Here is a 2,619-nt window from a genome sequence, read left to right on the forward strand (position 1 = left end):
AGCCCCGAGAGCGGAGCAAAGCCATATGGACACGGTGCGCCTGCAGGTCGTGGAGATCTTCTCGAGCATCCAGGGGGAGTCCCACTGGGCCGGCTACCCCTGCACGTTCGTTCGGCTCGGGGGCTGCAACCTCCGGTGCACCTACTGCGACACGGTCTACGCCTGGGAGGGGGGCGAGGAGCAAAGCCTCGACGAGGTCCTCCGGGCCGTGGCCCGGGAGGGCCAGGGCACCGTGGAGGTGACCGGCGGGGAGCCCCTGGCCCAACCCGGAACCCCGGCCCTGCTGGAGGCCCTCCTGGAGACCGGCCGCCGGGTGCTCCTGGAGACGAACGGGAGCCTCCCCCTCGACCCCGTGCCCCGGGGGGTCCACATCGTGATGGACGTCAAGACCCCCGGCTCGGGCGTGGCCCACCGGAACCGGTGGGAGAACCTGGAGCGGCTCGGGCCCCGGGACGAGCTCAAGGTGGTGTGCCGGGACCGGGCCGACTACGCCTGGGCCGTGGAGGAACTGGGCCGGCGGAACGCCTTCGGCCGGATCCGGGTGAGTTTCTCCCCGGTCTGGGGCGCCCTCGACCCGGCGGACCTGGCCGCGTGGCTCCTGGCCGACCGCCTCGACGCCCGCCTCCAGGTGCAGCTCCACCGCATCCTCTGGCCCGACCGGGTCCGGGGGGTGTGAGGGCAGGTGTCAAAAAACCCCGTCCCCTGTCGGCTGTCCCCCGAGTCCCGACACGAGACCGACGACCGGAGGCCGACCTCATGCCCCATTCCGGAAGCGTGCGCGCGATCCTCTACGCCCTGGGCGCAAATCTGGGCATCGCGGCGGCCAAGTTCGCCGCGGCCGGCCTCACGGGCTCGGGGGCCATGCTGGCCGAGGGGGTCCACTCCCTGGCGGACTGCGCGAACCAGGGCCTTTTGTTCCTTGGGCTCGCCCGGGCCCGACGGCCGCCCGACGCCGACCATCCCCTGGGGCACGGGAAGGCCCTCTATTTCTGGTCGTTCGTGGTGGCGCTCATGCTGTTCAGCATGGGAGGGCTCTTCTCCGTCTACGAAGGGCTCCACAAGCTGGGCCAGCCGGCCGGCGACGGCCACGGGCTCGACCGGCCCTGGATCGCCGTGGTGGTGCTCGTCCTGGGCCTCGTGCTCGAGGGACTCTCGCTCACCGGCGCCCTGCGGGAGACCCGGGACGCCCGGCGGGGCCGGACCCTTTGGCGGTGGTTTCGGGAGAGCCGCCGAAGCGAACTCCTCGTGGTGGTGGGCGAGGACCTGGGGGCCCTGCTGGGCCTTTCCATCGCGCTCGCAGCCGTGGGGCTCGCCGTGGTCACCGGAAACCCGGCCTGGGACGCCTGGGGCAGCGTGGGGGTGGGGGTGCTCCTCGTCCTCATCGCCCTGGCCGTGGCCGTGGAGGTCAAGGGGCTTTTGATCGGGGAGAGCGCCGGGCCGGAGTTCGAGCGGGGGGTCCGCTCGTTCCTCGATGCCCACCCCGCCGTGGACGGCGTGTTGAACCTCATCACCCTGCAACTGGGGCCCGACGTCATGGTGGCCGTGAAGGCCCGGATGGCCCCGGCCGGGTCGGCCGCGGCCATGGTCGAGGCCATCAACGCCTGCGAGCGCGACCTCAAGCGGGCCTTCCCCCAGGTGCGCTGGCTCTTTTTCGAGCCGGACGTGCTGCCGTGAACCGGCCCGATCCCCTCTTCGTGCTCCGGGAGGTCTTCGGCTACCCCTCGTTCCGGGGCCAGCAGGAGGCCGTGGTGCGCCACGTGGTCGCCGGGGGCGACGCCCTGGTGCTCATGCCCACCGGCTCGGGCAAGAGCCTGTGCTACCAGATCCCGGCCCTCGTCCGCCCCGGCACCGGGGTGGTGGTGTCGCCCCTCATTGCGCTGATGAAGGACCAGGTGGACACCCTAGTGCAGCTGGGGGTCAGGGCGGCGGCCCTCCACTCGGGGCTCACCCCGGCCGAGGCGCGCCGGGCCGAGGGGGCGATTCTCCGGGGGGAGCTCGACCTCGTGTACGCCGCCCCGGAGCGGCTCCTGACCGACCGGTTCCTCGGGCTCCTCGGCCGGATCCCGATCGCGCTCTTTGCCATCGACGAGGCCCACTGCGTGAGCCAGTGGGGCCACGATTTCCGGCCCGAGTACCTGGGCCTGGGCGTCCTGGCGGACCGGTTTCCCGGGGTGCCCCGGGTGGCGCTCACGGCGACGGCCGACGAGCCCACCCGGGCCGACATCGTGGAGAGGCTCGGGCTCGGAGGCGCCAAGCGGTTCGTCTCGGGATTCGACCGGCCCAACATCCGGTACCGGGTGGTGGCCAAGGACCGGCCCCGGGAGCAGCTCCTGCGGTTCCTCGCGGGGCACCGGGGCGAAGCGGGCATCGTGTACTGCCTCACGAGAAGGCGGGTGGAGGAGACGGCCGCCTGGCTCCGGGAGCGGGGGTGGGATGCGCTTCCCTACCACGCCGGCCTCGACCCGGCCGACCGCGAGACCCACCAGGACCGGTTCCTCAAGGACGAGGGGGTCGTGGTGGTGGCCACGGTGGCCTTCGGCATGGGCATCGACAAGCCCAACGTGCGGTTCGTGGCCCACCTCGACCCGCCCAAGAGCCTCGAGGCCTACTACCAGGAGA

At 72.4% G+C, this 2,619-nt stretch carries 3 protein-coding genes; all 3 read left to right on the plus strand.

The genetic code is table 11. From position 1 onward, the window contains the following. The first annotated feature begins 25 nt into the window (after window positions 1–25). A complete protein-coding gene (locus ACY0I8_RS17585) occupies window positions 26–676 on the plus strand; it encodes a radical SAM protein (protein ID WP_461395782.1) in 651 nt (216 codons plus the stop codon). 80 nt (window positions 677–756) lie between these two features. Continuing rightward, on the plus strand, window positions 757–1,674 hold the full coding sequence (locus ACY0I8_RS17590) for a cation diffusion facilitator family transporter (RefSeq protein WP_461395783.1): 918 nt from the start codon (window positions 757–759) through the stop codon (window positions 1,672–1,674). Next, window positions 1,671–2,619: RecQ family ATP-dependent DNA helicase (locus tag ACY0I8_RS17595; RefSeq protein WP_461395784.1), on the plus strand; the 949-nt coding region annotated here is incomplete at its 3' end. The genes ACY0I8_RS17590 and ACY0I8_RS17595, both read left to right, overlap by 4 nt.

This window comes from Deferrisoma sp. (genome assembly GCF_054681715.1).

Coding starts and splice junctions, on each gene's coding strand:
- ACY0I8_RS17585 (WP_461395782.1), top strand. CDS start 26: ATGGACACGGTGCGCCTGCAGGTCGTGGAGATCTTCTCGAGCATCCAG.
- ACY0I8_RS17590 (WP_461395783.1), top strand. CDS start 757: ATGCCCCATTCCGGAAGCGTGCGCGCGATCCTCTACGCCCTGGGCGCA.